This is a genomic window from Mesorhizobium sp. AD1-1 (assembly GCF_020164655.1).
Lineage (GTDB): Bacteria > Pseudomonadota > Alphaproteobacteria > Rhizobiales > Rhizobiaceae > Mesorhizobium > Mesorhizobium ciceri.
Window position 1 is genome coordinate 113,225 of the sequence record NZ_JAIUGP010000002.1, and the last position, 23,769, is coordinate 136,993.

Annotated in this window: 21 protein-coding genes; 4 read left to right on the top strand and 17 right to left on the bottom strand. The window is 63.8% G+C overall.

From position 1 onward, the window contains the following. Nucleotides 1-77: 77 nt before the first annotated feature. The 7 genes from LB519_RS04065 to LB519_RS04095 all read right to left on the bottom strand — a co-directional run bounded on the left by LB519_RS04065 (nt 78) and on the right by LB519_RS04095 (nt 8,507). Entirely contained in the window at nt 78-806 is a 729-nt protein-coding gene (locus tag LB519_RS04065; protein WP_013529095.1) for an ABC transporter ATP-binding protein, read from the bottom strand. Next, nucleotides 806-2,362 carry an ATP-binding cassette domain-containing protein gene (locus LB519_RS04070; protein ID WP_063173264.1) on the bottom strand — a complete coding sequence of 519 codons (1,557 nt, stop codon included), beginning with the start codon at nt 2,360-2,362 and terminating at the stop codon, nt 806-808. The genes LB519_RS04065 and LB519_RS04070 overlap by 1 nt, the downstream gene beginning before the upstream one ends. Further along, entirely contained in the window at nt 2,362-3,957 is a 1,596-nt protein-coding gene (gene livM, locus LB519_RS04075; protein WP_013529093.1) for a high-affinity branched-chain amino acid ABC transporter permease LivM, read from the bottom strand. The genes LB519_RS04070 and livM overlap by 1 nt, the downstream gene beginning before the upstream one ends. A gap of 4 nt (nt 3,958-3,961) precedes the next feature. Beyond that, entirely contained in the window at nt 3,962-4,864 is a 903-nt protein-coding gene (locus LB519_RS04080; protein WP_013529092.1) for a branched-chain amino acid ABC transporter permease, read from the bottom strand. Between the two features lie 334 nt (nt 4,865-5,198). Then, nucleotides 5,199-6,200 (bottom strand): 4-hydroxyproline epimerase, encoded by a 1,002-nt coding sequence (locus tag LB519_RS04085; RefSeq protein WP_013529091.1) that lies wholly within the window; start codon nt 6,198-6,200, stop codon nt 5,199-5,201. A gap of 32 nt (nt 6,201-6,232) precedes the next feature. Beyond that, complete coding sequence (locus tag LB519_RS04090; RefSeq protein ID WP_411909231.1) at nt 6,233-7,552, bottom strand: NAD(P)/FAD-dependent oxidoreductase; 1,320 nt, start codon at nt 7,550-7,552, stop codon at nt 6,233-6,235. A 61-nt stretch (nt 7,553-7,613) separates the two neighbouring features. Then, complete coding sequence (locus LB519_RS04095; RefSeq protein ID WP_024502892.1) at nt 7,614-8,507, bottom strand: dihydrodipicolinate synthase family protein; 894 nt, start codon at nt 8,505-8,507, stop codon at nt 7,614-7,616. Nucleotides 8,508-8,576: 69 nt separating this feature from the next. On the opposite strand from LB519_RS04095, the gene LB519_RS04100 reads away from it, so the two are divergent. Then, the gene (locus tag LB519_RS04100; RefSeq protein ID WP_224618773.1) at nt 8,577-9,269 is read left to right on the top strand and encodes a GntR family transcriptional regulator; all 693 of its coding nucleotides are present in this window, start codon (nt 8,577-8,579) and stop codon (nt 9,267-9,269) included. 52 nt (nt 9,270-9,321) lie between these two features. Here the strand turns inward: LB519_RS04100 and LB519_RS04105 are convergent, their stop codons facing one another. Beyond that, the gene (locus LB519_RS04105; protein WP_224618775.1) at nt 9,322-9,621 is read right to left on the bottom strand and encodes a hypothetical protein; all 300 of its coding nucleotides are present in this window, start codon (nt 9,619-9,621) and stop codon (nt 9,322-9,324) included. Between the two features lie 217 nt (nt 9,622-9,838). Next, nucleotides 9,839-11,335 carry a CoA-acylating methylmalonate-semialdehyde dehydrogenase gene (locus tag LB519_RS04110; RefSeq protein ID WP_013529086.1) on the bottom strand — a complete coding sequence of 499 codons (1,497 nt, stop codon included), beginning with the start codon at nt 11,333-11,335 and terminating at the stop codon, nt 9,839-9,841. Between the two features lie 217 nt (nt 11,336-11,552). Here LB519_RS04110 and LB519_RS04115 point away from each other — a divergent pair, with 217 nt between their 5' ends. The 3 genes from LB519_RS04115 to LB519_RS04125 all read left to right on the top strand — a co-directional run bounded on the left by LB519_RS04115 (nt 11,553) and on the right by LB519_RS04125 (nt 15,247). Continuing rightward, nucleotides 11,553-12,434, top strand: a complete 882-nt coding sequence (locus tag LB519_RS04115) for a LysR family transcriptional regulator (RefSeq protein ID WP_013529085.1) — start codon at nt 11,553-11,555, stop codon at nt 12,432-12,434. Between the two features lie 216 nt (nt 12,435-12,650). Continuing rightward, entirely contained in the window at nt 12,651-13,094 is a 444-nt protein-coding gene (locus tag LB519_RS04120) for a hypothetical protein (RefSeq protein ID WP_224618784.1), read from the top strand. Continuing rightward, nucleotides 13,091-15,247, top strand: a complete 2,157-nt coding sequence (locus LB519_RS04125) for a phospholipase D-like domain-containing protein (protein WP_224618785.1) — start codon at nt 13,091-13,093, stop codon at nt 15,245-15,247. The genes LB519_RS04120 and LB519_RS04125 overlap by 4 nt, the downstream gene beginning before the upstream one ends. 4 nt (nt 15,248-15,251) lie before the next feature. On the opposite strand, the gene LB519_RS04130 is transcribed toward LB519_RS04125, so the two are convergent. From LB519_RS04130 to LB519_RS04165, 8 genes are all read right to left on the bottom strand, one after another. After that, nucleotides 15,252-16,508: a D-amino acid dehydrogenase gene (locus LB519_RS04130; RefSeq protein ID WP_013529082.1), complete on the bottom strand. Its 1,257-nt coding sequence runs from the start codon at nt 16,506-16,508 to the stop codon at nt 15,252-15,254. Nucleotides 16,509-16,628: 120 nt separating this feature from the next. Continuing rightward, entirely contained in the window at nt 16,629-17,183 is a 555-nt protein-coding gene (locus LB519_RS04135) for a nucleoside-diphosphate kinase (RefSeq protein ID WP_224618786.1), read from the bottom strand. 2 nt (nt 17,184-17,185) lie between these two features. Beyond that, nucleotides 17,186-17,608 (bottom strand): nucleoside diphosphate kinase regulator, encoded by a 423-nt coding sequence (gene rnk / locus LB519_RS04140; RefSeq protein WP_027162554.1) that lies wholly within the window; start codon nt 17,606-17,608, stop codon nt 17,186-17,188. Between the two features lie 274 nt (nt 17,609-17,882). Continuing rightward, entirely contained in the window at nt 17,883-19,022 is a 1,140-nt protein-coding gene (alr, locus tag LB519_RS04145) for an alanine racemase (RefSeq protein ID WP_224618787.1), read from the bottom strand. A 103-nt stretch (nt 19,023-19,125) separates the two neighbouring features. After that, complete coding sequence (locus LB519_RS04150; RefSeq protein ID WP_013529078.1) at nt 19,126-19,647, bottom strand: RNA pyrophosphohydrolase; 522 nt, start codon at nt 19,645-19,647, stop codon at nt 19,126-19,128. A 30-nt stretch (nt 19,648-19,677) separates the two neighbouring features. Beyond that, entirely contained in the window at nt 19,678-20,856 is a 1,179-nt protein-coding gene (locus tag LB519_RS04155) for a divergent polysaccharide deacetylase family protein (protein ID WP_224618788.1), read from the bottom strand. Nucleotides 20,857-21,068: 212 nt separating this feature from the next. Further along, complete coding sequence (locus LB519_RS04160) at nt 21,069-22,400, bottom strand: S41 family peptidase (protein ID WP_024502881.1); 1,332 nt, start codon at nt 22,398-22,400, stop codon at nt 21,069-21,071. Then, nucleotides 22,401-23,738: a murein hydrolase activator EnvC family protein gene (locus tag LB519_RS04165; RefSeq protein ID WP_224618789.1), complete on the bottom strand. Its 1,338-nt coding sequence runs from the start codon at nt 23,736-23,738 to the stop codon at nt 22,401-22,403. Nucleotides 23,739-23,769 lie beyond the last annotated feature (31 nt).

A 23,769-nucleotide genomic window follows, 5' to 3' on the forward strand; every position in this document is an offset into this window, starting at 1 on the left:
CGGACTTTCCGGACAAAGATCATGCGACAAACAAACAATCTGGAGCGGAATAGCGGTGCACGCATTCCGCTTCGAACTCAGTGGTGTCCGCCCTCGAGATAGGCGGCGCGCACTTCCGGATTGGCGAGCAGTTCCTTGCCGGTGCCGCTCATCGTCACATTGCCGTTGACCATGACGTAGCCGCGCGTGGCGAGCTTGAGCGCGCCGAAGGCGTTCTGCTCGACCAGGAACACGGTCAGCCCCTGGGTGCGGTTCAGTTCGCGGATGGCGTCGAAGATCTGCTTGACGATCAGCGGCGCGAGACCCAGCGACGGCTCGTCGAGCAAAAGCAGCTTCGGCCGTGCCATCAGCGCGCGTCCGATCGACAGCATCTGCTGCTCACCGCCCGACAGCGTGCCACCGCGCTGGGTGATGCGCTCCTTCAAACGCGGGAACAGCGTGAACACCTTCTCGACGTCCTCGTCATAGTGCTTGAGGTTGTCGAGGCTGGCGCCCATCTGCAGGTTTTCCATCACCGTCATGCGCGGAAAGATCCGCCGGCCCTCGGGCGATTGGGCAATGCGCATGCGCGCGATCTCGTGCGTCGGCATCTGAGTTATGTCGGTGCCGGCAAAGGTGATAGTCCCGGCGCGAGCCCGCGGCGCACCGAAAATAGTCATCATCAGCGTCGACTTGCCGGCGCCATTGGCACCGATCAGCGCCACGATCTCACCCTGCTTGACGGTGACATCGACGCCGTTCAGCGCCCGGATGTTGCCGTAATAGGTCTGCACGCCCTTGATATCGAGCAGCGTTGTCGCGGCCATCACTTGCCCCCTCCACGCTTGCCCGCCACGGGCTTGGCAGCGGTCTTGCTCGCGGTCTTTCCGGAGGCTGCCTTTGCAGTCTTTGCGGAAGCATGGCTCGTCGCCACCTTGCCCGCATCGACGCGGCGCGAAAATTCCGTGTCCCTGCCCTGGCCGAGCAGCCTGGCCTGTTTGACCCATTCCTCGCGCGCGATACGTCCGTCAAAAGCAAGATAGGCTTCGGCGGCCTCGACGTCGGCCTTTTTCCAGGCGCCGATCTGGTCGAAGTGGAAGATGCCGTGATCGTTGAGCTTCTTCTCGTTGACCGTACCGATGCCCTTTATGCGGGTCAAATTGTCGGCCTTGCCGCCGCGAGGCGCAGCCAGCCGGTTGGAGATCTCTCCAGTCTTCGCCGCAGGCTTGGCGGATGCGGTCGACTTCGCCGCCGTGCCGGTTGCCGCCTTCGACGTCGCTTTCGGAGCAGGCTTTGCCTTCGCCGGCGGCACGGCTGCCAGCGAGGCTGCCTTGTTTGCCGCGGCGAGCGACCTGGCGTCGACCTGACCGGCCTTTGACGCTCCCTTGGCCACCGTAACCCGCTCGCCCGAACTATGGCCGACCGTGTCGGTCACCGGCCCGGCGAGATAGGACGACGATGTTCCCGGACCGTGCGCGGCATCCGGCCCCGTATCGAGCTGTTCGATGACATCTTCGTCGCCGACTTCGGTAAGGACCGCTTCGACTTCCTCGTCGTCGACGCCGAGATAGGCGGCGATGACGCGCGGATCGGTGCGCACCGACTGCGGACTGCCGTCGGAGATCTTGCGGCCATACTCCAGCACCACGACATGGTCGGAGATCTGCATGACCACCGACATGTCGTGCTCGATCAACAGGATCGAGGCGCCGGATGTGTTCTTGATGTCGATCAGCAGCTCGTTGAGCGCCGCCGATTCCTTCGGATTGAGGCCGGCCGCCGGCTCGTCGAGGCACAGAAGCTCGGGTCCCGTGCACATGGCGCGAGCGATCTCGAGACGGCGCTGCGCGCCATAGGGCAGGTCGCCGGCCGGGTCGTCGGCACGGTCGACAAGATCGGCCTTTTCCAGCCAATGCTTGGCGAGTTCCACCGATTCGGCCGAGGCCTTGCGATAGCCACTGAAGCCGAACAGGCCAAGCACCGTGTACCCCGATGCCTTCATCAGTTTGTTGTGCTGGGCGACCAGCAGGTTCTCCAGCAGGGTCATGCCGGAGAACAGGCGGATGTTCTGGAAGGTGCGCGCCACCTTGGCGCGCGCCGGGATTTCATGGTTGGGCAGCCGCTCGAGCAGGAAGGTCGAACCATCGTTCCGGTTGAGCGTGATCATGCCTTCCGAGGGCTTGTAGAAGCCGGTGATGCAATTGAACACCGTGGTCTTGCCGGCGCCGTTGGGGCCGATCAGCGCGGTGATCTCGCCGCGCTTGGCGGCGAAAGACAGATCCCCTATGGCCACCAGGCCACCGAACTTCATCGACAGATGATCGACCTGAAGGATAGCGTCGTTCATGCCCGAAGCGGCTTTCTGAACAGGGTTCGCATTCATCAGCCGTGTCCTTCCTTGGTGAAGGAGCTTGAGACGGCCTTTCGCTCCTTCAGGAAGGCGGTTGGTTCACGACTGCCGACGAAGCCGCGCGGCTTCCACAGCATGACGATGACCATGGCCATGCCGAACAGAAGCATGCGGTAGAGTTCCGGTGTGAAGTCCGGTCCGAAGACCTGCTTGAGGAAGTCGAGTTCGCGCAACGCCTCGGTGCCGCCGATCATCACCATTGCGGCGACCGCTATGCCGACCAGCGAGCCCATGCCCCCGAGAACCACGATGGCCAGGATGATGGCCGATTCCAGGAAGACGAAGGATTCCGGGCTGACGAAGCCCTGCCGTGCGGCGAAGAATGCGCCGGCGAAGCCGCCGAACATCGCACCCGTGGCAAAGGCCGTAAGCTTCGTGGTGGTGGTGTTGATGCCGAGCGAGCGGCAGGCGATCTCGTCCTCGCGCAACGCTTCCCAGGCACGGCCGACCGGCATGCGCCGCAGCCGGATGGTGACGAAGGCTGTCAGCAGCGCCAGCGCCAGGATCAGGTAATAGAGGAAGATCTTGTAGTAGGCGCTCGATGTCGCCAGATGCAGCACCTTGGCGACGTAATTGGGGTCCGACACGTTGAAGGTCATCAGGCCGAAGAAGGTGACCTTCGGGATGCCGGAAATACCGGCTGAACCGTTGGTGACCTCCCGCCAGTTGATCAGCACCAGGCGGATGATCTCACCGAAAGCCAAGGTGACGATCGCCAGGTAATCGCCGCGCAGGCGCAGCACCGGGAAACCGAGCAGCACGCCCCAGAAGGCGGCCATGGCCCCGGCGGCCGGCAAAAGGATCCAGAACGACAGGCCGTACTGCGTGCCGAGCAGCGCATAGGCATAGGCGCCGACCGCGTAGAAGGCCACATAACCGAGGTCGAGCAGGCCGGCGAGGCCAACGACAATGTTCAGGCCCCAGGCCAGCATCACATAGATCAGGATCTGGATGCCGAAATTGTCGACCCATTTCAGCGAGCCTTGCAGTCCGCCGACGAACGACCAGGACATCAGCGACAGGATCGCCACCACCAGGATCGGATAGAGGATCAGCGCGGCAATGCCGAGTTTGGTGAAGTTGGCATGAATGAAGCCGCGGAAATAATAGATCACGCAGGCCAGCACATAGATGACCGACAAGGCGCGCAGGAACTGCAGATAGCCCGCCGGCTCCGCTCCCACCCATCCGACGAGAGAGCTGTTGACCGCAAATAACACCACCGCCGCGACCAAGGCCACGATGAAGGCCGGCAACTGGAAGAAGCGTGACGCCACGCTGGCCGGCAGCAGGCCGGTGGCGACGTCGGTGATCTTCTGGTTGGCCAGGAAGGGCTGTCCATAGGCGACATAGAGGAAGCGCCCGACAGCCGTGGCGATAACCACGGCGGCAAGCAGGCCCCAGCGTGTCGTCAGGACCAGTTCATTGGAAATGTTCTGGCCGGTCTTCAGGCCGATGAACAGCACGAACAGGCCAAACGATATGGCAGCGGCATAGAGCGCCTCGCGCAATGCGCGCTGCATGGGGGTGGCGACGGTGTCGCGCTCCGGAGATACGGTGACGGCCATAGTCTCAGACCTTTTCGACTTCTGGCCGGCCCAATATGCCGGAAGGCAGGAAGATCAGCACGATGGCCAGGATCGAGAACGCCGCGACATCCTTGTAGTCGATCGAGAAATAGGCCGACCACATGCTCTCGATGAAGCCGATCATCAACCCGCCGACCACCGCGCCCGGCAGCGAACCGATGCCGCCCAGCACCGCCGCCGTGAAGGCTTTCACGCCCGGCGTGAAACCATCCGAGAAGGCAATGACGCCGTAATACATCAGGAACAAAGTGCCGGCGACCGCGGCAAGGGCCGCACCCATGATGAAGGTGATCGAGATGGTACGATCGACATCGATGCCGAGCAGCGCCGCCATCTTGCGGTCCTGCTCACAGGCCCGTTGCGCTCGTCCAAGCGAGGTCTTGTTGACCAGATACCAGAACAGCGCCAGCAGCAGCGCCGTGACGACGACGATGATGATCTGCTTCAGCGACACGCTGATGCCGTTGATGTTGTAAACCTGGCTGACCATCGGCGGGATCGGCTTGTTGCGGGGACCCTGCGTCACCTGGACGAAGTTCGACAGCGCGATCGACATGCCGATGGCAGTGATCAGCGGGGCCAGTCGGAACGAACCGCGCAGCGGCCGGTAGGCCACCTTTTCGATCGTCCAGTTGTAGAGGCTGGTGAGCAGCATCGCCACGATCATCATGATCAGCAGCGCCAGCACAACCGGCACGGAATAGAACAGCGCGCCGAGGGCGAGGAAGACGATCAGTGCCGTGAAGGCACCCACCATGAAGATGTCGCCATGGGCGAAATTGATCATACCGATGATGCCGTAGACCATCGTGTAGCCGATCGCGATCAGCCCATAGATCGATCCCAGCGTCAGCCCGTTGATAAGCTGCTGGACAAAGTACTGCATGTGTACATGGCTCCCCTGGAATGTCGCCCATGCAGACGCATTCCTTTTCGTATTTCCCCTAGTCGTAAAGTTTCGAGCCCGGATTGCAACGTCATTTTTCAATCGTCATGCGTGTTTTCGAAGCACGCCGCCCGATTGCCCGTTTTCCATCATCCGACCCCTGGACTATCGCGGACCCTACCATTGGCATAACGCAATGTCTTTGACGATTCGACCGCATCATGCGCTCCGTTTCGAAGAAATCGCCGTCAAAATTAGGTGATGAAAGGAATCCTTGCGTTTTTGGCACGATCCATTTTTCAGGTCGTTGCTTTCCGCAAGGTCAGGATTCCCATCACTTGACAACAAACCCGTGCGCGAACGGGTCGCGGTCGTCGATGAAGATGGTGTTCAGTCCGGTCATGCGCGCCCAGCCGCCGATCGAGGGAATGATGGCCGGCTTGCCGGCCACGCTGACATCCTTTTCGACCTTGCCCTTGAACAGCGAACCGATGATCGATTCATGCACGAAGCTGTCTCCGGCCTTGAGTTTGCCCTTGGCATGAAGCTGCGCCATGCGCGCCGAGGTGCCGGTGCCGCAGGGCGAGCGGTCGATCGCCTTGTCGCCGTAGAACACGGCATTGCGGGCATCCGCCCCATCCACCGTCGGCGCACCGGTCCACAGCATGTGCGACAGCCGGTTGATGCCAGGATTTTCCGGATGCACGAAGGAATATTTCTCGTTGAGCCGCTGCCGCACCACCGGGCTCCAGGCGATGAAGTCGCCCGCCGAATGATCGGCCATGTCGCGATAGTTCTCCTGCGGTTCGACGATGGCGTAGAAGTTGCCGCCATAGGCGACGTCGACGGTGATTTCACCGAGCCCAGGGCATTCGACCGTCAGCCCCTCGGCATGGAGGAAGGATGGCACATTGGTGATGCGCACCTCCTCGACATAGTCGCCGACCTGCTTGTATTCGGCGACGACCAGCCCGGCCGGCGTGTCGAGCCTGAGCACGCCCGGCGTCTTTGGTTTGATCAGTCCGTGCTCGATGGCCATCGTCACCGTACCGATCGTGCCATGGCCGCACATCGGCAGGCAGCCGGAGGTTTCGATGAACAGGATGGCGATGTCGCAATCCTCGCGCGTCGGCGGATAGAGAATCGAACCGGACATCACGTCGTGGCCGCGCGGCTCGAACATCAACCCGGTGCGGATCCAGTCATATTCGGCCAGAAAATGCGCACGCCGCTCCATCATCGTCGCGCCCTGCAACAGCGGGCCGCCGCCGGCGACCAGCCGCACAGGATTGCCGCAGGTGTGGCCGTCTATGCAGAAGAAGGATTTCTTGGCCATGACGCTCCTCGAAAATCAAAAACCCGAAAAAATCAAAATCGTTGCGGACTGAAGGGAGCCAGATCGATCGGCGGAGTCTGCCCCAGGACAAGATCCCTGATCAATCGTCCGGTGGCCGCCGCCTGGGTCAGGCCGAGATGGCCATGGCCGAAGGCATAGACCACCGACCGCTTTCCCGGCGCGCCGCCGATGACGGGCACTGAATCCGGCAGCGAGGGGCGGAACCCCATCCATTCGCGCCCACCCGAGGGATCGAGCCCCGGCAGGAATTTCTGTGCCTTCTGCAGCAGCGCCTTCGACCTGGCATAATTGGGCGGCCGCTCGATGCCGCCGAGTTCGACGGCGCCGCCGACGCGCAGGCCCGTTTCGAGCGGCGTGACGACGAAACCATGGCCGGAGAAGATCAGCATCCGCTTCACGTCGAAGGCACCCGTCGGCAAGGTGGTGTTGTAGCCGCGCTCGGTCTCCAGCGGAATGCGATCGCCGAGTTGCTTGGCCAGCAGATGCGACCAGGCGCCGGCGGCGACGACGAGGTGCCGGGCTTGTCTGGTCGTGTCGTCTGCCAACGTCAGCGTCGCTCCATCCTGATCCGCCGCGACTTGGCTGATCCGGACCAGCTCAAAGCGAGCGCCCTTGGCCTGCGCATAGGTCCACACCGCTTTGCCCAGCAGTTTCGGGTCGGCGACCGTCTTCCATCCCGGCACGAATGTGCCTTTGATGAAGCGCGGCGACAGGCCCGGCTGCAAGGCGGCCAGTTCCTCGCCCTCGACGTGGCGGAAACCGATGCCGAAACGCTTACGCGCCGCCCAGCCGGGCAGCCCGGCCTGAAATTCGGCTTCGCTTTCGTAAAGCTCGAGCGAGCCATCCTCGCGCAGCATCGACCGCGTGCCGGAGCGATCGAGCAAGCCCATCCACTCCGCCTCGGCAAGCTTCATCATGCCTGCTTGAGCGGCAAGGCTCGCCTCGTATTTCCCCGGCGCACCGGCGCGCCAGAAGCGGATCAGCCAGGGCAGAAGCGTCGGCAGGTAGGCGGGCGGGATGCTGAGCGGGCCGAGCGGATCGGCCAGCCATTTCGGCAGCTGCCGCATCATGCCCTTGTGCGCCAGCGGCAGCACGTCGGAGAAGGCGAAGGCGGCGGCATTGCCCGAGCTCGTCTCCTCGCAAATGCCTGTGCGATCGAAGACGGTGACCCTGCGTCCCGCCTCAGCGAGAGAAGCAGCGGCACAGATACCGATGATGCCGCCACCGACGATGGCTATGTCCAACCCTTCTCCCCGTTCACGGGGAGAAGGCGCCCGAAGGGCGGATGAGGGGCTGCGCCCCGCTTCTGTCGACCTGGAATTTCCTTGCACGTGGGCGCTGCCCCTTATCTGGCTGCCACCATCTTCTCCCTGCGAACAGGAAGAAGAAGCCTCAGAACTGCGGCAGTGTCGGCCGCACCGCGAGCGCATCCTTGACGATCTTCTCGACGGACTTGCGGCGATCGCCAGACAGCGGCTGTCGCGGCATGCGAACGCGGTCATTTGTGTTGATCGCGAACACTTCGGCAAGCTTGATGTTTTGGACCAGATAGGTCGAGACGTCGAGGTCGAGCAGCGGCCGGAACCAGCGGTAGATGCCGAGCGCCTCTTCGCGGCGACCCTGCTTCATCAGCTGGTAGATGGCGACCGTCTCGCGCGGGAACGCGGTGACCAGTCCGGCCACCCAACCGATGGCGCCGACCGACAGCGCCTCGAAGGCCAGATTGTCGACGCCGGTGAACAGGTCGTAGCGAGTGCCCAGGCGATTGATGATCTCGGTCGAACGACGGATGTCGTCGGAGGATTCCTTGATCGCGACAAAGCGCTCGTCCGACGCCAGCTCCTCCATCTGGTCGACGCTGACGTCGACGCGGTAGGCAAGCCGGTTGGAGTAGATCATGACCGGCAGGTCGCCAGCCTGCGCGACCGCGCGCAGCGCCGCGACCGTCTCTTCCGCATTGGTGTGGTAGATCGGGCTCGGCACGACCATCAGGCCGTTGGCGCCTTCCCGGCTCGCGCGCTTGGCGATGCTGGCGGCCTCGCGTGTGCCGGCCTCGTTGACCGTCAGCAGCACCGGCTTCTTGCCGGCGACCTTTTGTGCGGTCTTCAGCACCTCGATCTTCTCATCGGGCGACAGCATCGGCCCCTCGCCGAGCGATCCGCAAACGATGATGCCGTCGCAGCCAGCTTCCATCTGCAGGTTGAAGCAGCGCTCCATCTCGGCATGATCGAGGCGATCATCCGCGGTGAATTTGGTCGTGACGGCAGGAAAAACTCCGGTCCACATGATCATCTCTCCATCTGATATATCACTGGTATATCTATTAACAAACCCGCTGTCAATGCGGAATCCGTTATGATATATTCAAGATATATCAGGAGAGCGCATTTGATATCCACGGCAGCAAGCACCTCGGCGGAGCCGGCCGCGACCAGGGCCTACCATGTGCTCGAGCACATGATCGTCACGCTCGAACTGGCCCCGGCAAGCTTCGTCACCGAGGGCGCCCTGATCGACAGGCTCGGGCTTGGCAGGACACCGGTGCGCGAGGCGATCCAGCGGCTGGCCTGGGAAGGGCTGCTCGACATCAGGCCGCGCGCAGGCATCGCCATCGCCCCGCTGCATCCCGGCGACTGGCTGCGCGTGCTCGACGCGCGTCGCGGCGTCGAGGTGGTGCTGGCCCGCTCGGCCGCCCGCTTCGTCACCCGCGAGGCCGCCGACCTGTTTCACGAAGCAGCGCTTGCCATGCAGAAAGCGGTGATCTCGGGCAACGTGCTTGCCTTCATTCAGGCCGACAAGGCACTTGACGAAGCGTTGGCGCTGGCTGCCGACAATCCCTTCGCCGTCCGTTTGGCCGCCCCGTTGCAGACCCACAGCCGCCGCTTCTGGTTCCGCTACAAGGCCGAGACCGGTCTTGCCGAATCCGCCGAGCACCATGTCGCGCTGATCCGCTCGATCCTTGCCGGCGACGAGGAGGCCGCGGCCAAGGATGCCAAACGCCTGATGGCGCTGCTGCGCGGCCACGCCGAAACGGCTGCGACGCGCTGAACGTCTTTTAATCCGATGCGCTTTCGCCGCCGGTGCTTCCTCGAAACTCGGATCAGGTCCCTGGCAAGGCAGCCGCCGCCATCACCGAACCGTCCCAGCCTTCGCCCGCCGTGATGACGCAGCTCTGACCATGCGTGTCGGTGGCAAGGATCGTCCAGGTGCCCTGGTCGGAGACGAATATCTCAAGAATGACGCTCGGGTTGACCAGGCCGCGCGCAGCCTCGCTTTCGTGGAATTTTTCCCCGAGCGCTTTGATCATATCCGCACGGGCTGCGCATTGCTCCGCCATCGCCGGGACGGCGGCAAACGCGGAAACCGCCGCGAAAAATAGCGTTGCCACAAGACGGGTCATCTGACACCTCCTTGCGCCAGACGATGTCCCCGAAGCTGTCGCCAGCGCCGTTGCTTAATCTGCCGTACCTCCTTGCGGCAGGACTGCAAACCAAGACGGCAGATGCCCACTTGGTTCCATCACATTAGCGTTCACGCAGATAGGGTCGTCGCCGACCTGCAAAAAAGCCCGGGCGCGAGCGCCCGGGCCTCAAATTCAAAATCAATCTGTTGTCCGGTCAGTTCATCGTCGGGATGACGAATTCGGCACCGTCCTTGATCCCGGACGGCCAGCGCGAGGTCACCGTCTTGGTCTTGGTGTAGAAACGGAACGCGTCCGGGCCGTGCTGGTTGAGGTCGCCGAAGGAAGACGCCTTCCAACCGCCGAAGGTGTAGTAGGCAATCGGCACCGGGATCGGCACATTGATGCCGACCATGCCGACCTGGACACGGCTTGCGAAATCGCGCGCGGCATCGCCGTCACGGGTGAAGATGGCGACGCCATTGCCCATCTCGTGGTCGTTGGCGAGCTTGATCGCGCTCTCATAGGTCGGCGCGCGCACAACCGACAGCACCGGCCCAAAGATCTCTTCCTTGTAGATGCGCATGTCCGCGGTGACGTTGTCGAACAGGCAGCCGCCCATATAGTAGCCGTCTTCATAGCCCTGCATGGAGAAGCCGCGGCCATCGACGACCAGCTTGGCGCCTTCCTTGACGCCGGTGTCGACATAGCCCTTGACCCGCTCCAGGGCTTGGCGCGTCACCAGCGGGCCGAAATCGGCGGAAGAGTCGGTCGAAGGACCGACCTTCAGGCTTTCGACGCGCGGGATCAGCTTTTCCATCAGCCGGTTGGCGGTGTCGTTGCCGACCGGGACGGCAACCGAGATCGCCATGCAGCGTTCGCCGGCCGAGCCGTAGCCGGCGCCGATCAGCGCGTCGACCGTCTGGTCCATGTCGGCATCGGGCATGATGATCATGTGGTTCTTGGCGCCGCCGAAGCACTGCACGCGCTTGCCGGCGGCCGTGCCGCGCGAATAGATGTAGTGGGCGATCGGCGTCGAGCCGACAAAGCCGATGGCCTTGATGTCGGGATCGTCGAGGATGGCGTCGACCACGTCCTTGTCGCCATTGACGACATTGAGGATGCCCGCCGGCAGGCCAGCTTCGAGGAACAGTTCGGCGATGCGCATCGGCACGCCCGGATCGCGCTCCGAAGGCTTCAGGATGAAGGCGTTGCCGCAGGCGATGGCCGGCGCGATCTTCCACAGCGGGATCATTGCCGGGAAGTTGAACGGTGTGATGCCGGCGACGACGCCGAGCGGCTGGCGCATCGAATAGACGTCGATGCCGGGGCCGGCGCCGTCGGTGAATTCACCCTTCATCATGTGCGGCGCGCCGATGCAGACTTCGACCACTTCGAGGCCGCGCTGGATGTCGCCCTTGGCGTCGGCGATCGTCTTGCCGTGCTCGCGCGCCAGGATGTCGGCCAGTTCGTCATAGTCGCGGGCGACCAGTTCGAGAAACTTCATCAGCACGCGCACGCGACGCTGCGGGTTGGTTGCGGCCCATTTCGGCTGCGCAGCCTTGGCGTTCTCCACCGCAGCGCGCAGTTCCGCCTGTGATGCCAGCGCCACCGTGCCGCGCACGGAGCCGTCCATCGGCTGCATGACATCCTGCTTGCGGCCGCTGGTCCCGGCGACGTGCTTGCCGCCGATGAAATGACCATAGTCGATCATGATTTCTCTCCCTTGTTTGTGATGCTGCATTGTCCGCCTTTGGCCGGCGGATGGCAACGCGACGGAGAACGCAACCGTTGTGCGGAAAGTAGATAGCGGTTGACGGACGAGCATCAATTCTCGCAAATGCGAGACCCCGTCTGATAGCAGCAGGGATTGAGAGATTGAGTTCCCACCACAGGACGCGGCGTCAGCGATTGTCATCTGGACCATCCCCATGAACTGGGATGACGTCCGCATCTTCCTTGCCGTGGCGCGTGCCGGCCAGATCCTTGGCGCCGCCAAACGGCTGGAGCTCAACCACGCCACCGTCTCACGCCGCATCGCCGCACTCGAGGATGCGCTTCGGACAAAGCTGTTTCGCCGGCTGACCACCGGCAGCGAGCTGACTCCCGCCGGCGAGCGCTTCCTCGACATTGCCGAGCGCATGGAGGGCGACATGATCGCCGCGCGCTCGACCATATCAGGCGAAGGCGACGATGTTTCCGGCACGGTGCGCATCGGCGCCCCGGACGGTTTTGGCGTTGCCTTCCTGGCCAAACGCCTTGGCGCGCTGACCGCCCTGCACCGCGAACTGACGATCCAGCTTGTGCCGGTGCCGCGCTCCTTCTCCCTGTCGCGCCGCGAGGCGGACATCGCCATCACTGTCGAGCGGCCGACCGAAGGCCGGCTGGTGGCGGGAAAGCTGGTCGACTATTCGCTCGGCCTGTTTGCCTCGCGCGCTTATGTCGATGCCAATGGTCTGCCCAAAACAGCGGCCGAACTCGGCCAGCACACCCTTATCGGCTATGTGCCGGATCTCATTGTCAGCCCTTCGCTCGACTACGCGGCCGAATTCAGCGCGGACTGGCGCACCAGTTTCGCCATCTCCTCGGCGCTCGGCCAGGCCGAAGCAGTGCGCTCGGGCGCCGGCATCGGCATCCTGCACACCTTCGTCGCCCGCTCGATGCCGGAACTCGTGCCGGTCGATGTCGTGGCACCCATCCGCCGCGCCTACTGGCTGGTCTATCACGAATCGGTCAGGCCACTGCGCCGCGTCCAGATCGTCGCCAGCTTCATCACCAAGATGGTGGAGCGGGAGCGGAACCTGTTCGTCTGAGGCATGTCGCCCAAAACTGATCTCGGTTTTGGGCGAACGACATGCATAAACTAAGACGCTAAAGCGCATCGCATGAATCCGATCAAACGCGATACGCTTTGGCCGTGCCGCCTTTTCCTTGCCACAAAACCGGCCAGTGTGGCATCAGGCGTGCGGTCGCCGGCCACGGGCAGGTCGCCGGGTGGGGAACCTTTCAGAAAGCTGGCGCGGATAGACATGCGAGCCGTTCTTGCCATCCTGCCGCTGCTTTTCATTTCCGCTTGCGCCAATCCGTGGACGAAGGTTCCGGAGGCCGAACTGCCCAAACCGATCCGCTACGCCATGGCGCGGCCTTCGCCTTTCGTCTTCGGCAATTATTGCGGCCCCGGCACCCGCACCGGCGATCTGTCGGCCCGGCCGGCCGACCGCCTCGACGCGGCCTGCCAGACGCATGATGCCTGCTACATCGCCCGCCACAACCATTGCGACTGCGACGGCGCCCTGGTCGCCTCGGCGAAAGCGATCCGTGACGACAACGCAACGCCGCGCAAGATGCGCGGCGAGGCCGAACTGCTGATCGCCACCTTTGCCATCCCCGTCTGCAAGGTCTTCCCCCAGGGTTTCATGCCGCCGCGCGATCCGGCGCAATTGAGTGCCCTGAAGACCGGAGCTGCCGGGTGAAGGGTCGCGCATTCATCGCCGTCGTTCTGTTCGGGCTGGCTGTCCTTGCCGGCTGTGCCGGTACTGGTCGCAATGCCTGCGATCTCCTGCAAGGCCAGAGCGCTTGCGCGCGACCCGCGCTCTCCGCGGAGACAGCTGGGCCACGGATCGCCGCCGCGCAGTTTTTCGGCGACGCCGGCACCAGCGACTACGAAAAACGCTTCCTGGCGCTGCTCGCCCGCCATCAGCTTGGCGCCATGGACCGCGCCAACGGCACCGGCCCTTTCGGCCACGACCGCCATGAGATCGCCAACAGCGATTTCCAGGCGACCTACCGGACGCTGCAAAAACTGGCCGGGCCGGTTGCCGAAATGCATCTGCCGCCGGCCGGCGCCAACAGCGGCGAGGGTCATTTCGACGGACGCTGGCGGGTGTCGCGACAGACGCTCTACATCGATGCGGCGGCGCGGCCTTCGGCGCCCAAGACCTTCGATTTCTCCGGCCTGCAAGCGCGCAGCGTCGAGATCGTGCTGCGCCAGGCCGGCAAGCAACCGGCCGACATCGAAGGCGTCTGCGACGGCACGCTGGCGATCCGTGCCGGCGGCGCTTCACGCACCATCGCCACCGGCACGGCATTTCGCTTTCGCCTGTCCGGCGAGGACGATACGGTCAGCCTGTTTCCAAGTGACGGCCTGAACCGCTGCGCGACAAGAATCCGCTCCAGCCTTGCTCCGGCCGGCGCGCCGCTCACCATCCGGCGCGAAGAGACCGCCGATCCGGCGCTTGCCGCTTTCGACAGTCGCTACGAGCGTTGCCCGACGCCCGACCCCACCGGCCTCGATCCTCTCAGCCGCGCCTTCTATGCCAGCCGCTGGCTGTCGCAGACCTGTGCCTTGCCGATCGGAAAGCCGCGCCTGCTGCGCAAATCGCGCGATGGCTTCAACGCCAAGGTCGAGGCGCTGATGGGAGCGCCGCTGTCCGACAGCGCCATCGACAAGGGCGACCCGGAGCTGCCGCTCGACTTCTCCAGGGCCCCAAAACTGAAGCTGATCTATCTGTCATCCCTGGAGTTCAAGGCCGACTTCTCCGGCCGCATCATCGAACGGCTGATCCGTCATCATGCAGCCCTCGGCACCAAGGTGCGCATCCTGGTCACCGACGTGCTGGAGCGCGACAAGGACGACGCCATGCTGCATCGGCTGGCGACCGAATTCCCCAATGTCGGGCTGCAGGAATATCGCTGGCGGGCGGACCGGGGTGCGCCGATCGACGAGCAGATTTCACAATTGCACAAGGTCCATCACGTCAAGATGCTGGCGACGCTTGCCGACGATCCACGGCGGTCGCGCGCCATCATCGGCGGCCGCAACATCCATGACGGCTTCCTGTTCCACCAGCCGATCGATCTGTCGCGCTATCCAGACCTTGAGCAATACGGCAAGACCGACGGGTTGTCGCTGAACTACTATTCGAACTGGAGCGACTTCGACATCGAGTTCGCCGATCCGGCCACGGTCGAGACCCTTGCCGCGCATCTTTCGACAGTGTGGCTGCGCGACACCGACACCAATCTGGCGCGCCCCTTCTCCATTCCGGTCCGGTCCGACGGCGCCCGTCCTTCAGGCACGGCACGACACTTCATTTCGGTGCCTTACGAGGATGGCCATGCGCTGGAGGACTATTTCGTCGAGTTGGTCGACGCCGCCCAGCACCATATCCAGATCGTTAATCCCTACCTCAACCTGACGCCCAAGCTTGCCCAGGCTGTTGACCGGGCGCTCGCGCGCGGCGTCAGGATCGACATTGTCGGCCGCATCGATCTCAAGGGCGATATCGGCGGCAAGTTTCTCACCGCGCTCAACAAGCTGTTTGTCGAGAAATATGGCGATCGCATCAACATCCGCGAGTTCAAGGCGCCTGACGTGGTGCTGCATTCCAAGATCATGATGATCGACGAAAGGCTGGTCGCCATCTCGTCGGTCAACCTCAACAACCGCAGCTTCTTCCACGACAGTGAGAACGGCATGATGGTGCTCGATCCGGCCTTCTACACCAGGATGAAGCCGATCTATGACGACTATGTCGCCCACTCCAAACCGGTCGCCACCAATGTGACGATCCCGTGGGCGTATCGGCTGCTTTTCGACGAGGACTGGGTCCGGCAGGCGTTCTGACTCTCTAGCGCAGATAGCGCTCCTGCGCGAGGTCGCGGACGTCGATGTCAGGCACCCGGTTGGAGATGATGTCGGCCAGCACCTTGCCCGAGCCGCAAGCCATGGTCCAGCCGAGCGTGCCGTGGCCGGTGTTGAGATAGAGATTGGAAAGCTCGGTGCGGCCGATCAGCGGCGGGCCATCCGGCGTCATCGGCCGCAGCCCGCACCAGAACGTCGCGTCCCGCATCGCGCCGGCGCCAGGAAAGAGATCGCCGACCGAGTGTTCCAGCGTGCGCCGCCGCGATTCGTGCAGCCTGAGGTCGAAGCCGGAAATCTCGGCCGTACCGCCAACCCGGATGCGGTCGCCAAGCCGGGTGATCGCCACCTTGTAGGTCTCGTCCATCACCGTCGAGACCGGCGCCGCCGCCGCGTCCTTGATCGGCACGGTGATCGAATAGCCCTTGACCGGATAGACCGGGATCGGCCGCTTCACTCGGCGCATGAAACCCGCCGAATAACTGCCCAGCGCCATCACATAGGCGTCGGCGGTCTTCCAGCCCTTGCTGGTGCTGAGATTGGCAATGCGGTTGCGGCTGCGGATGACGCGCCAGATCGTCACGTCGTACTCGAACTTGACGCCACGGGCCACACAGAGTTCGGCCAGCCTGTCGGTAAACATCTTGCAGTCGCCGGTCTCGTCGTGCGGCAGCCTGAGGCCGCCGACGAACTTTTCGCGCACCCCGGCAAGGCCAGGCTCAGCCGCGATGCAACCGTCCTGGTCGAGGATCTCGTAAGGCACGCCATACTTCTTCAGCACCTCGACATCGCCGCCGGTGCCGTCAAGCTGCTTTTGCGTCCGGAACAGCTGCAGCGTGCCCTGGGTCCGCTCGTCATAGGCGATGCCGGTCGCTTCGCGCAGCGCCTTGAGCGTATCGCGGCTGTATTCGGCCAGCGGCACCATGCGCGCCTTGTTGATCGCATAGCGCTCGGCCGTGCAGTTGCGCAGCATCTTGATGAGCCATGTCCACATATGCGGATCGAAGGCCGGCCGCACCACCAGCGGGCCATGCTTCATCAGCAGCCATTTGATCGCCTTCAGCGGAATGCCGGGACCGGCCCAGGGCGAGGCGTAGCCGGGCGAAATTTCGCCGGCATTGGCGAAGCTGGTTTCCAGCGCCGGGCCTTTCTGGCGGTCGAGAACCGTCACCTCGTGGCCGGCCTCGGCGAGAAAGTACGCCGTGGTCACTCCGATGACCCCGCCGCCCAGCACCATGATCTTCATCGTTCACTCCTTGCCGCGTCGCACGCCCTTGAGGACGCCTGGACGCGGCGCATTTCCGATTTGCGCATGATCCCCGGCGAAAATCGATGCCGATTTTCGAGATCATGCAGTGTTGCCTGTTCACGCCGCCGCAGGACCGGGGTCGTCATCCCCTGTCTGCCGCATTCCGGCCCTTTCGCCAAGGGGCCGCCAATCGGTTGCGGCGCTGTAGACAAGGGTGAGCCCATGCGGCCGTCGCGCCTCGGCCTGGGATTTCTCCCTAACGGCACGCCGCGCGGCCTCCGGCTGGTAGAGCACGGTCGCGATCAGGACCGACTCCCGCCTGCCGTCGGCCTGTTCGATCCATGCAGTCTGGCCCTCGGCCATGCCGAGCATGCAAAGCCCCCGCCTTGTCATGATCGACAGGCTGGAGCCGACCGGGCCGCGCACCTCATTCTGCACCAGGGTCCGGGTCTGGGCGGGGCCGGCATCGACACGGAATACCAGCCTGCTGTTCAGCGTCACGATATCGGATCCGACCGAATCGATCGCGACGACCTCGGCCTTGGAAAGCTTGTCTTCAAGCATTGGAACAATCGGATCCGCGAAAGCCCGCCGACGCTCCAACATGATTTCGAGGACGGCGAAGTCTTTTGTCGTCAGCCGGAAATTCGCGCCTGTCATCACCGTCTCCATGATCAGGCCCCCTCCCGCCCGCAGGCCGGCGTATCGACCACTTCGATGGTCGCCGACAGTTCCCGGCCGCCACGGCTGCTCCAGCACACCGTCTGCCCAGCGGTCGCGCCGATGAGCGCCGTCCCCATCGGCGTCAGCACCGAGATCCTGTTTTCACTGATGTCTGCTTCGCCGGGATAGACCAGCGTGACGCGCTGGATGTTGCCGCCATCGTTGCGGATTGTCACCGCCGAGCCCATCCGCACGACATTGGCCGGCATGGAAGCCGCTGCCGTGACAACGGCACGGTCCATCTCCGAAAGCAATTCTTCGGCCGTCTCGGGCACGCGGTCGAGCGACGCCCGCGCCAGGCCCGTCAGCCTATGATGGTCGGCATCGGTGACCAGAAGCCGGCTCGGTGGACGCAATCCTGTTGCATGTTGCATGGCAAACCTCATGACTTGGCGCATCGAACAGACGCGCGCCTGCCGCCGCGCAAACGGTGGCTTGATGAAAAACCGGCAGCCGCGAAGCTGTCTGGCTCGGGAATGATAATGTCAGGTAGAAATGCCCCGGTTCGGACGGACGCCAAAAGGCGACCGCGCCGGGGCTACGATCCCGCGATCGGGCAGACCCTGAACAAGGTTCTGATATAAGCTGGGCTACTCATGCATGGAGCCTTGCCGACAGGCGTCCGCTTGTCAAGCGCGGCCAAACCGCTCAACCGCCGACATAGCGCCGATGGAAGCGCGGACCGAGGCTGGTCAGGATCTCGTAGCCGATGGTGCCGGCATGGCCGGCGGCGTCATCGACGCTTTGCGAGGGACCGAGCAGTTCGACCAGATCACCCTCGCGCAGCCTGCCGGCCGGCAGGGCGGAAATGTCGAGAATGATCGAATCCATCGACACCCGCCCGACGAAAGGTAGCCGCACGCCCTCGAACCAGGCGGCGGACGCGGCGCGGCGTTGCCAGCCATCAGCGTAGCCGAACGAAATCGTCGCCAGCCTGAGCGGGCCTTGCGCATGATAGGTGTGGCCATAGCCGACGCCGGCGCCTTTTTCGACGCTTCGCGTCTGTGCCACCTTTGCCTGCAACCGCACCACCGGCAGCATCGGATTGGGCTTTGGCGGCGTCGGATTGATGCCGTAGAGCGCGGCACCGGGGCGGGCGAGATCGTAGTGAAAGCGCTCCCCAAGAAAGATGCCGGAGGAATTGGCCAGCGAGGCCGGTGCCGCCGGCAGCATCTTGCGCAGCTGCTCGAATGCCAGTCGCTGCAGCTCATTGGCCGGGTGCTCCGGCTCGTCGGCGCAGGCCAGATGGCTCATCACGAACCTGATGTCGATGCCGTCGAAGGCCTGCGGATCGGCGGCAACGCGCTCCACATCCCGGGGCGCCATGCCGAGCCGCGACATGCCGCTGTCGACTTGGACCGCGGCCGGCAGTTTTCGGCCGGCGCGGCGGGCCGCAGAACGCCAGGCTGCCAGTTGCTCGGGGCTGTTGATAACAGCGCAAAGGTTTGCTGCCACGGCGTCCGGCTCGGCACCGGGCGGAATGCCGTTCAACACGAAAATGGCAGTGCCGGCCCCAAGCGAGCGGCGCAGGGCGACGCCTTCGCCCAGAAGCGCAACGAAGAAGACATCGCAGCCTTCGCGCAGCAGTGCCGCCCCGACCTGGCCGGCGCCAAGGCCGTAGCCGTCCGCCTTGAGCACACCAGCGCAGGCAACATCGCCCAACCGCGTCTTCAGCCGGCGGTAGTTTTCACGGATTGCACCGAGATCGATGGTGAGGATGGCCCCAGCCGCCACTTCGCTCGTGGTGGTGACCTCTTCGGGCAGTGACCTCTTGGCGGCGTCGTTCATGGCGACCGTTCTTGTGGTGGATGGGTTAGTCAGTAGTCAGTAGAATTTGGCGCGGACCGCAACAGAACATTCAACCCTACTCCCCTACTCCCCTACTCCCCTACTATCGCACCAGATGCCGGAACGCCGCCACCACATCCTCATAGACATGGCGCTTGAACGGCACGATCAGGTCAGGAAGGTCCTGCATCGGCCGCCATGCCCATTTGTCGAACTCGGCGGTGTGGCCACCCGGCGGCGGATTGATCTGGATCTCGCTGACATCGCCGTGGAAGCGAAAGGCGAACCATTTCTGCGTCTGGCCGCGATACCGGCCCTTGAAGGCGATGCCGACGAGATGCTCCGGCAAATCATAGTTGATCCAGTCCGGCGCCTCGGCCAGTAGCGAGACGCCGCGCATGCCGGTCTCCTCATAGAGCTCGCGCTCGGCCGCCTGCAGGGGCTCCTCGCCCTCGTCGATGCCGCCTTGCGGCATCTGCCAGAGCTGCGTCGTGCCGGCAAATTCGCTGTCCGGTTCGGCAATGCGGTGCCCGACCCAGACCAGGCCCTCGGCATTGAGGATCATCAGCCCGACGCAGGGTCGGTAAGGCAGCGTTTCGCGGTCGATTTTGTTCGTCTTTGGCATCAGTCACTCTTTCCAGCCGTCTTCCGAGGGCTAGCCTTTTTGCGGATCGATAGCCACCGCTGAAATCGGCACGATCTCGATGCCGCGCTTCTTGGCCTCGACCACCCAGGATGACACGGTATCGACCGTCAGGTCGAAGGCCGAACCGATGCCGACGGCAGTGCCTTTGGCCCGCGCGGTCGCCTCCAGGCTGTCGAGCTTCTTCAGGATTTCGCCGCGATCCTGCACGGCATCAATCGCCATGTCGCCGGCGACGAAGGGCACGCCGTCCTTCAGCGCCAGATCCGGCGCCAGACTGCGCGACGACGAGCCGTCATCGATATAGGCGAGGCCGCGTTTGCCGAGCTCGGCGATGAACGGCTCCATCGCCGCCGCGTCAGCGGAAAAGCGGGCGCCCATATAGTTCATGACGCCGGTATAGTTGGTCGTCCGCGACAGCGCCCAGTGCAGGCTCTTCAGGTTCTCGTCCGCGCTCGCCGCCACCGTCAGCGTGTTGCGTCCCGGATTGACCTTGGGATAATCGAACGGTTCGAGCGGCACCTGCATGACGATCTCGTGGCCGCTCTGCCTGGCTGCCTGCATCCAGCGGCCGATGCTGTTGCCTTGCGGCGCGAAGGCCAGCGTCACTTCCGCCGGCAGCTTGGCGATGGCCGCCTGGGTGCCGGTCTGCGAAACCGAAAGCCCGCCGATGACGATCGCCACCCGTGCGCCGCGCCCGCCCGACCAGGGCCGCGCATAGACGTCGAACGGCCGCCTGCCATCGGCGGCGCGCACCGGCAAAGGCCCGGTCTCGCTGGTCTCGATCAGCGCCTTGTCTGGAATATGCGCGACCTTCAGGTTCTGGCCGACGGTCGACGGGTCGCGAATGACGATCGCTGCCTTGGGCGGCCCATCGCCCTCCTCCGTCTGCACATGGATGATCTGCGGCCCACCTGATTTGACCGGCGCCTCCGGCTTCGGTGCCGCCGGGGCCAATGCAGGCGGCGCGGCGGCAGGTTCGGCCGCCGCGGTCACTTTCGGCGTTGAAACGGCAACCTCTTGCGGCTTACGAAACGGCTTTTCCCTGAGCGCGATCGCGCCGGAGATGCCTGCCACCACCAGCACGGCCACTGTCGCCATGATCGCACCGCCGCTGAGCTTGCCGGCGGCGCGCGGCGGCCGGACTGCCTGTCCGAGCGGGCGTTCGATGTCCTTGCCGATATCAGTCAAGCGTAATCCCCGGGCGCATGGCTCCGAAGGCGAAGCCACTTCGAAACGGCATGCGCGAATTCATCAATCCCGGCGCACCCCCGCGCCATGCCTTGGGAGCTTTGCCTCGCCCCCGAATCAAACTGCCGGAACCTTTCGGTCCCGGCAGCATCGCATTGCTTCCATCATGCTCAAACAGAAAGATGGAGCGGCGCGTGCGCCGCTCCAGATGCTTACTGGTTGAGAACCGCCTTTTGCGGATTGGGCGGGAAGGACGGATCGGTCTTCTGGCCGCGCAGCAGCTGCTCGGCATAGATGAGCTGCAGATCGTCCTTCGGATCCGGTGGCACATAGGCCGCAGAGCCCGAACCCGTCGTGCTCTCGTCGGCGCCCTTGATATGGCCCTTGAGATCGGATTCGCCACGCGTCAGATCCCTGCCCTGCAGTTCCGGCGGCAGTGGCTGTTCAACCTTGATGTCGGGCGTGATGCCCTTGCCCTGGATCGACTTGCCGGACGGCGTGTAATAGAGCGCCGTCGTCAGCCTGAGCGCACCATTCTCGCCGAGCGGAATGATGGTCTGCACCGAACCCTTGCCGAAGGACTGCGTGCCGACCACCGTGACGCGGCGCAGGTCCTGCAGCGCGCCGGCGACGATTTCCGAGGCACTGGCCGAACCGCCATTGACCAGGACGATCATCGGCTTGCCGTTGATGTCGTCGACCTGCTTGGGTTTGGCGTCGAAGCGGGTGACGTCCTTGGGGTCGCGGCCGCGCGTCGAGACGATCTCGCCGCGGTTGAGGAAGGCATCGGACACGCTCACCGCCTGGTCGAGCAGGCCACCCGGATTGAGGCGGAGATCCAGAACGTAGCCCTTCAGCTTGTCGTCGGGAATCTGCTTCTTGATGGTGTCGATGGCGTTCTCGAGGTCGTCATAGGTCTTTTCGGTGAAGGAGGTGATCTTCATGTAGCCGATGTCGTTCTCGACCCGGAACTTGACCGCCTTGACCTTGATGATGTCGCGCACGACCGTCAGTTCGATCGGCTTGTCGGCGCCCTGGCGCAGGATGGTCAGCTTGATCGGCGTGTTGACCAGGCCGCGCATCTTGTCGACCGCATCGTTGAGGGTCAGGCCGCGAACCTCTTCGCCGTCGATCTTGGCGATGTAGTCGCCGGCCAGCACGCCTGCCTTGGCGGCCGGCGTGTCGTCGATCGGCGTGATCACCTTGACCAGATCGTTCTCCATGGTGACTTCGATGCCGAGGCCGCCGAACTCGCCTTTGGTCTGGACGCGCATATCCTGCGCCTGCTCGGCATTCATGTAGGAGGAGTGCGGGTCAAGCGAAGCCAGCATGCCGTTGATGGCATTCTCGACCAGCGACTTGTCGTCGGGCGGCGTCACATACTGTGCCCGCACGCGCTCGAAGATATCGCCGAAGATCGCCAGTTGCTTGTAGGTCTCCGACCCTGCAGCGTTCGCCGCCGAGCCGGGTGCGCCATAGACCAGGCTCATGGCGGACGCGCCCATCAGCGCACCGGCAAACAGAAGCGACAGTTTCCGCATTATTCACGTCCTTCCAGAAAAACGGTCCGCCCACCATGGGGCCGGATCGACGGGTTTTCCATCCTTGCGGAACTCGACATAGAGTTCCGGCGTGGCATTTCCATTCTTCGAAACCGAGGTGCTCGCCACCCGGGCCTCTCCCATCGCACCGATCGGCTCTCCTGCAAGCACTGATTGACCGGTCGCGACGCTGATTCTGCTCATCCCCGCCAAAACGACATGATAGCCGTCGCCTGCGTTCAGGATCAAGAGTTGACCATAAGAGCGAAACGGCCCCGCATAAAGCACATTTCCATCCGCCGGCGCGGTAACGATGGCTCCCGATTGTGTCGCAACCATGTCGCCTAGCATCACCGCGCCGTTACCGTCGTCGGCGCCGAATCGCCGCTTGATGCGGCCGGTCACCGGCAGTGCGATCTGTCCCTGCAGCGCCGAAAAGGGCACCGCGGCGGCAAGTTGGTTGCTTTCCGGAACGGGCAGCGACGCCAGTTCCGCCGTCGCGGATGTCTTGTCGCCATCCGCCGTCTTCTGCTCAGCGGCCTTGGCGGCATCGGCGGCCTTGCGGCTCTTGTCGGCCTGCGCTTCGAGCGAGGCGATCAACTCTTTCAGGCTGCCGGCCTTGGCCGCCAGCGCTTCGGATCGCTGCTTTTCCGCGGCCATTTGCGTTTGCGTGTCGGCTTCGAGCTTCTGCTTGGCCTCCAGCAGCATGCCGAGCCGCTTCTTTTCCGCCGTCTGGTCGCCGACCGCCGCCGTCAGCCGCGCCCGTTCGGCCTCGATCGACGCCGTAATCCTGGTCTGTTCCTTGAGATCGGCAAGCAGGCTATCGGTCTGCTGGCGCAGTTCCGGCACCACCGCGCCGAGCAGGATGGCGCTGCGCACCGACGACAGCGCGTCCTCGGGCTTGACCAGGATCGCCGGCGGCGGGTTGAGGCCCATGCGCTGCAGCGCGCCCAGCACTTCGGCCAGAACGTCGCGCCGCGCCATCAGCGAGGCGCGGATCTTCTGTTCCTGGCCCTTCAACCCTTCCAGCCTGGCGCCGATGTCCTCGATGTCCTGGCCGAGCTTCTGCTCGGTCATCGCCGACTGGATCAATGCGGCGGTGATCGAGGCGTGATCCTTCTTGATCGTCGCGATGTCGGCGGAGAGCTTGGCCAATCGTTCCGACGACAGCGAGATCTCCTTCGAGACCCGTTCGTATTCGGCCCGGCTCTGGTCCGGATCGGGAGCCATGTCGAGCGTGTTTTCCGCCCGCCCCACATGCAGCGACAGCACAAGCACCGCCGCCGCGATGCCGCAGCGCGCGCGCCATGAGCCCGTTCTTGATTTTCTGTCTTCAGACATTGAAGCCCGACTCTATGCGTGGCTTCGTTAA

What these genes read in the sequence shown, in the direction of transcription:
- LB519_RS04065 (WP_013529095.1), bottom strand. Translation starts at nt 806, where the DNA reads ATGGCCGCGACAACGCTGCTCGATATCAAGGGCGTGCAGACCTATTAC.
- LB519_RS04070 (WP_063173264.1), bottom strand. Translation starts at nt 2,362, where the DNA reads ATGAATGCGAACCCTGTTCAGAAAGCCGCTTCGGGCATGAACGACGCT.
- livM (WP_013529093.1), bottom strand. Translation starts at nt 3,957, where the DNA reads ATGGCCGTCACCGTATCTCCGGAGCGCGACACCGTCGCCACCCCCATG.
- LB519_RS04080 (WP_013529092.1), bottom strand. Translation starts at nt 4,864, where the DNA reads ATGCAGTACTTTGTCCAGCAGCTTATCAACGGGCTGACGCTGGGATCG.
- LB519_RS04085 (WP_013529091.1), bottom strand. Translation starts at nt 6,200, where the DNA reads ATGGCCAAGAAATCCTTCTTCTGCATAGACGGCCACACCTGCGGCAAT.
- LB519_RS04095 (WP_024502892.1), bottom strand. Translation starts at nt 8,507, where the DNA reads ATGTGGACCGGAGTTTTTCCTGCCGTCACGACCAAATTCACCGCGGAT.
- LB519_RS04100 (WP_224618773.1), top strand. Translation starts at nt 8,577, where the DNA reads ATGATATATTCAAGATATATCAGGAGAGCGCATTTGATATCCACGGCA.
- LB519_RS04105 (WP_224618775.1), bottom strand. Translation starts at nt 9,621, where the DNA reads ATGACCCGTCTTGTGGCAACGCTATTTTTCGCGGCGGTTTCCGCGTTT.
- LB519_RS04110 (WP_013529086.1), bottom strand. Translation starts at nt 11,335, where the DNA reads ATGATCGACTATGGTCATTTCATCGGCGGCAAGCACGTCGCCGGGACC.
- LB519_RS04115 (WP_013529085.1), top strand. Translation starts at nt 11,553, where the DNA reads ATGAACTGGGATGACGTCCGCATCTTCCTTGCCGTGGCGCGTGCCGGC.
- LB519_RS04120 (WP_224618784.1), top strand. Translation starts at nt 12,651, where the DNA reads ATGCGAGCCGTTCTTGCCATCCTGCCGCTGCTTTTCATTTCCGCTTGC.
- LB519_RS04130 (WP_013529082.1), bottom strand. Translation starts at nt 16,508, where the DNA reads ATGAAGATCATGGTGCTGGGCGGCGGGGTCATCGGAGTGACCACGGCG.
- LB519_RS04135 (WP_224618786.1), bottom strand. Translation starts at nt 17,183, where the DNA reads ATGGAGACGGTGATGACAGGCGCGAATTTCCGGCTGACGACAAAAGAC.
- rnk (WP_027162554.1), bottom strand. Translation starts at nt 17,608, where the DNA reads ATGCAACATGCAACAGGATTGCGTCCACCGAGCCGGCTTCTGGTCACC.
- alr (WP_224618787.1), bottom strand. Translation starts at nt 19,022, where the DNA reads ATGAACGACGCCGCCAAGAGGTCACTGCCCGAAGAGGTCACCACCACG.
- LB519_RS04150 (WP_013529078.1), bottom strand. Translation starts at nt 19,647, where the DNA reads ATGCCAAAGACGAACAAAATCGACCGCGAAACGCTGCCTTACCGACCC.
- LB519_RS04165 (WP_224618789.1), bottom strand. Translation starts at nt 23,738, where the DNA reads ATGTCTGAAGACAGAAAATCAAGAACGGGCTCATGGCGCGCGCGCTGC.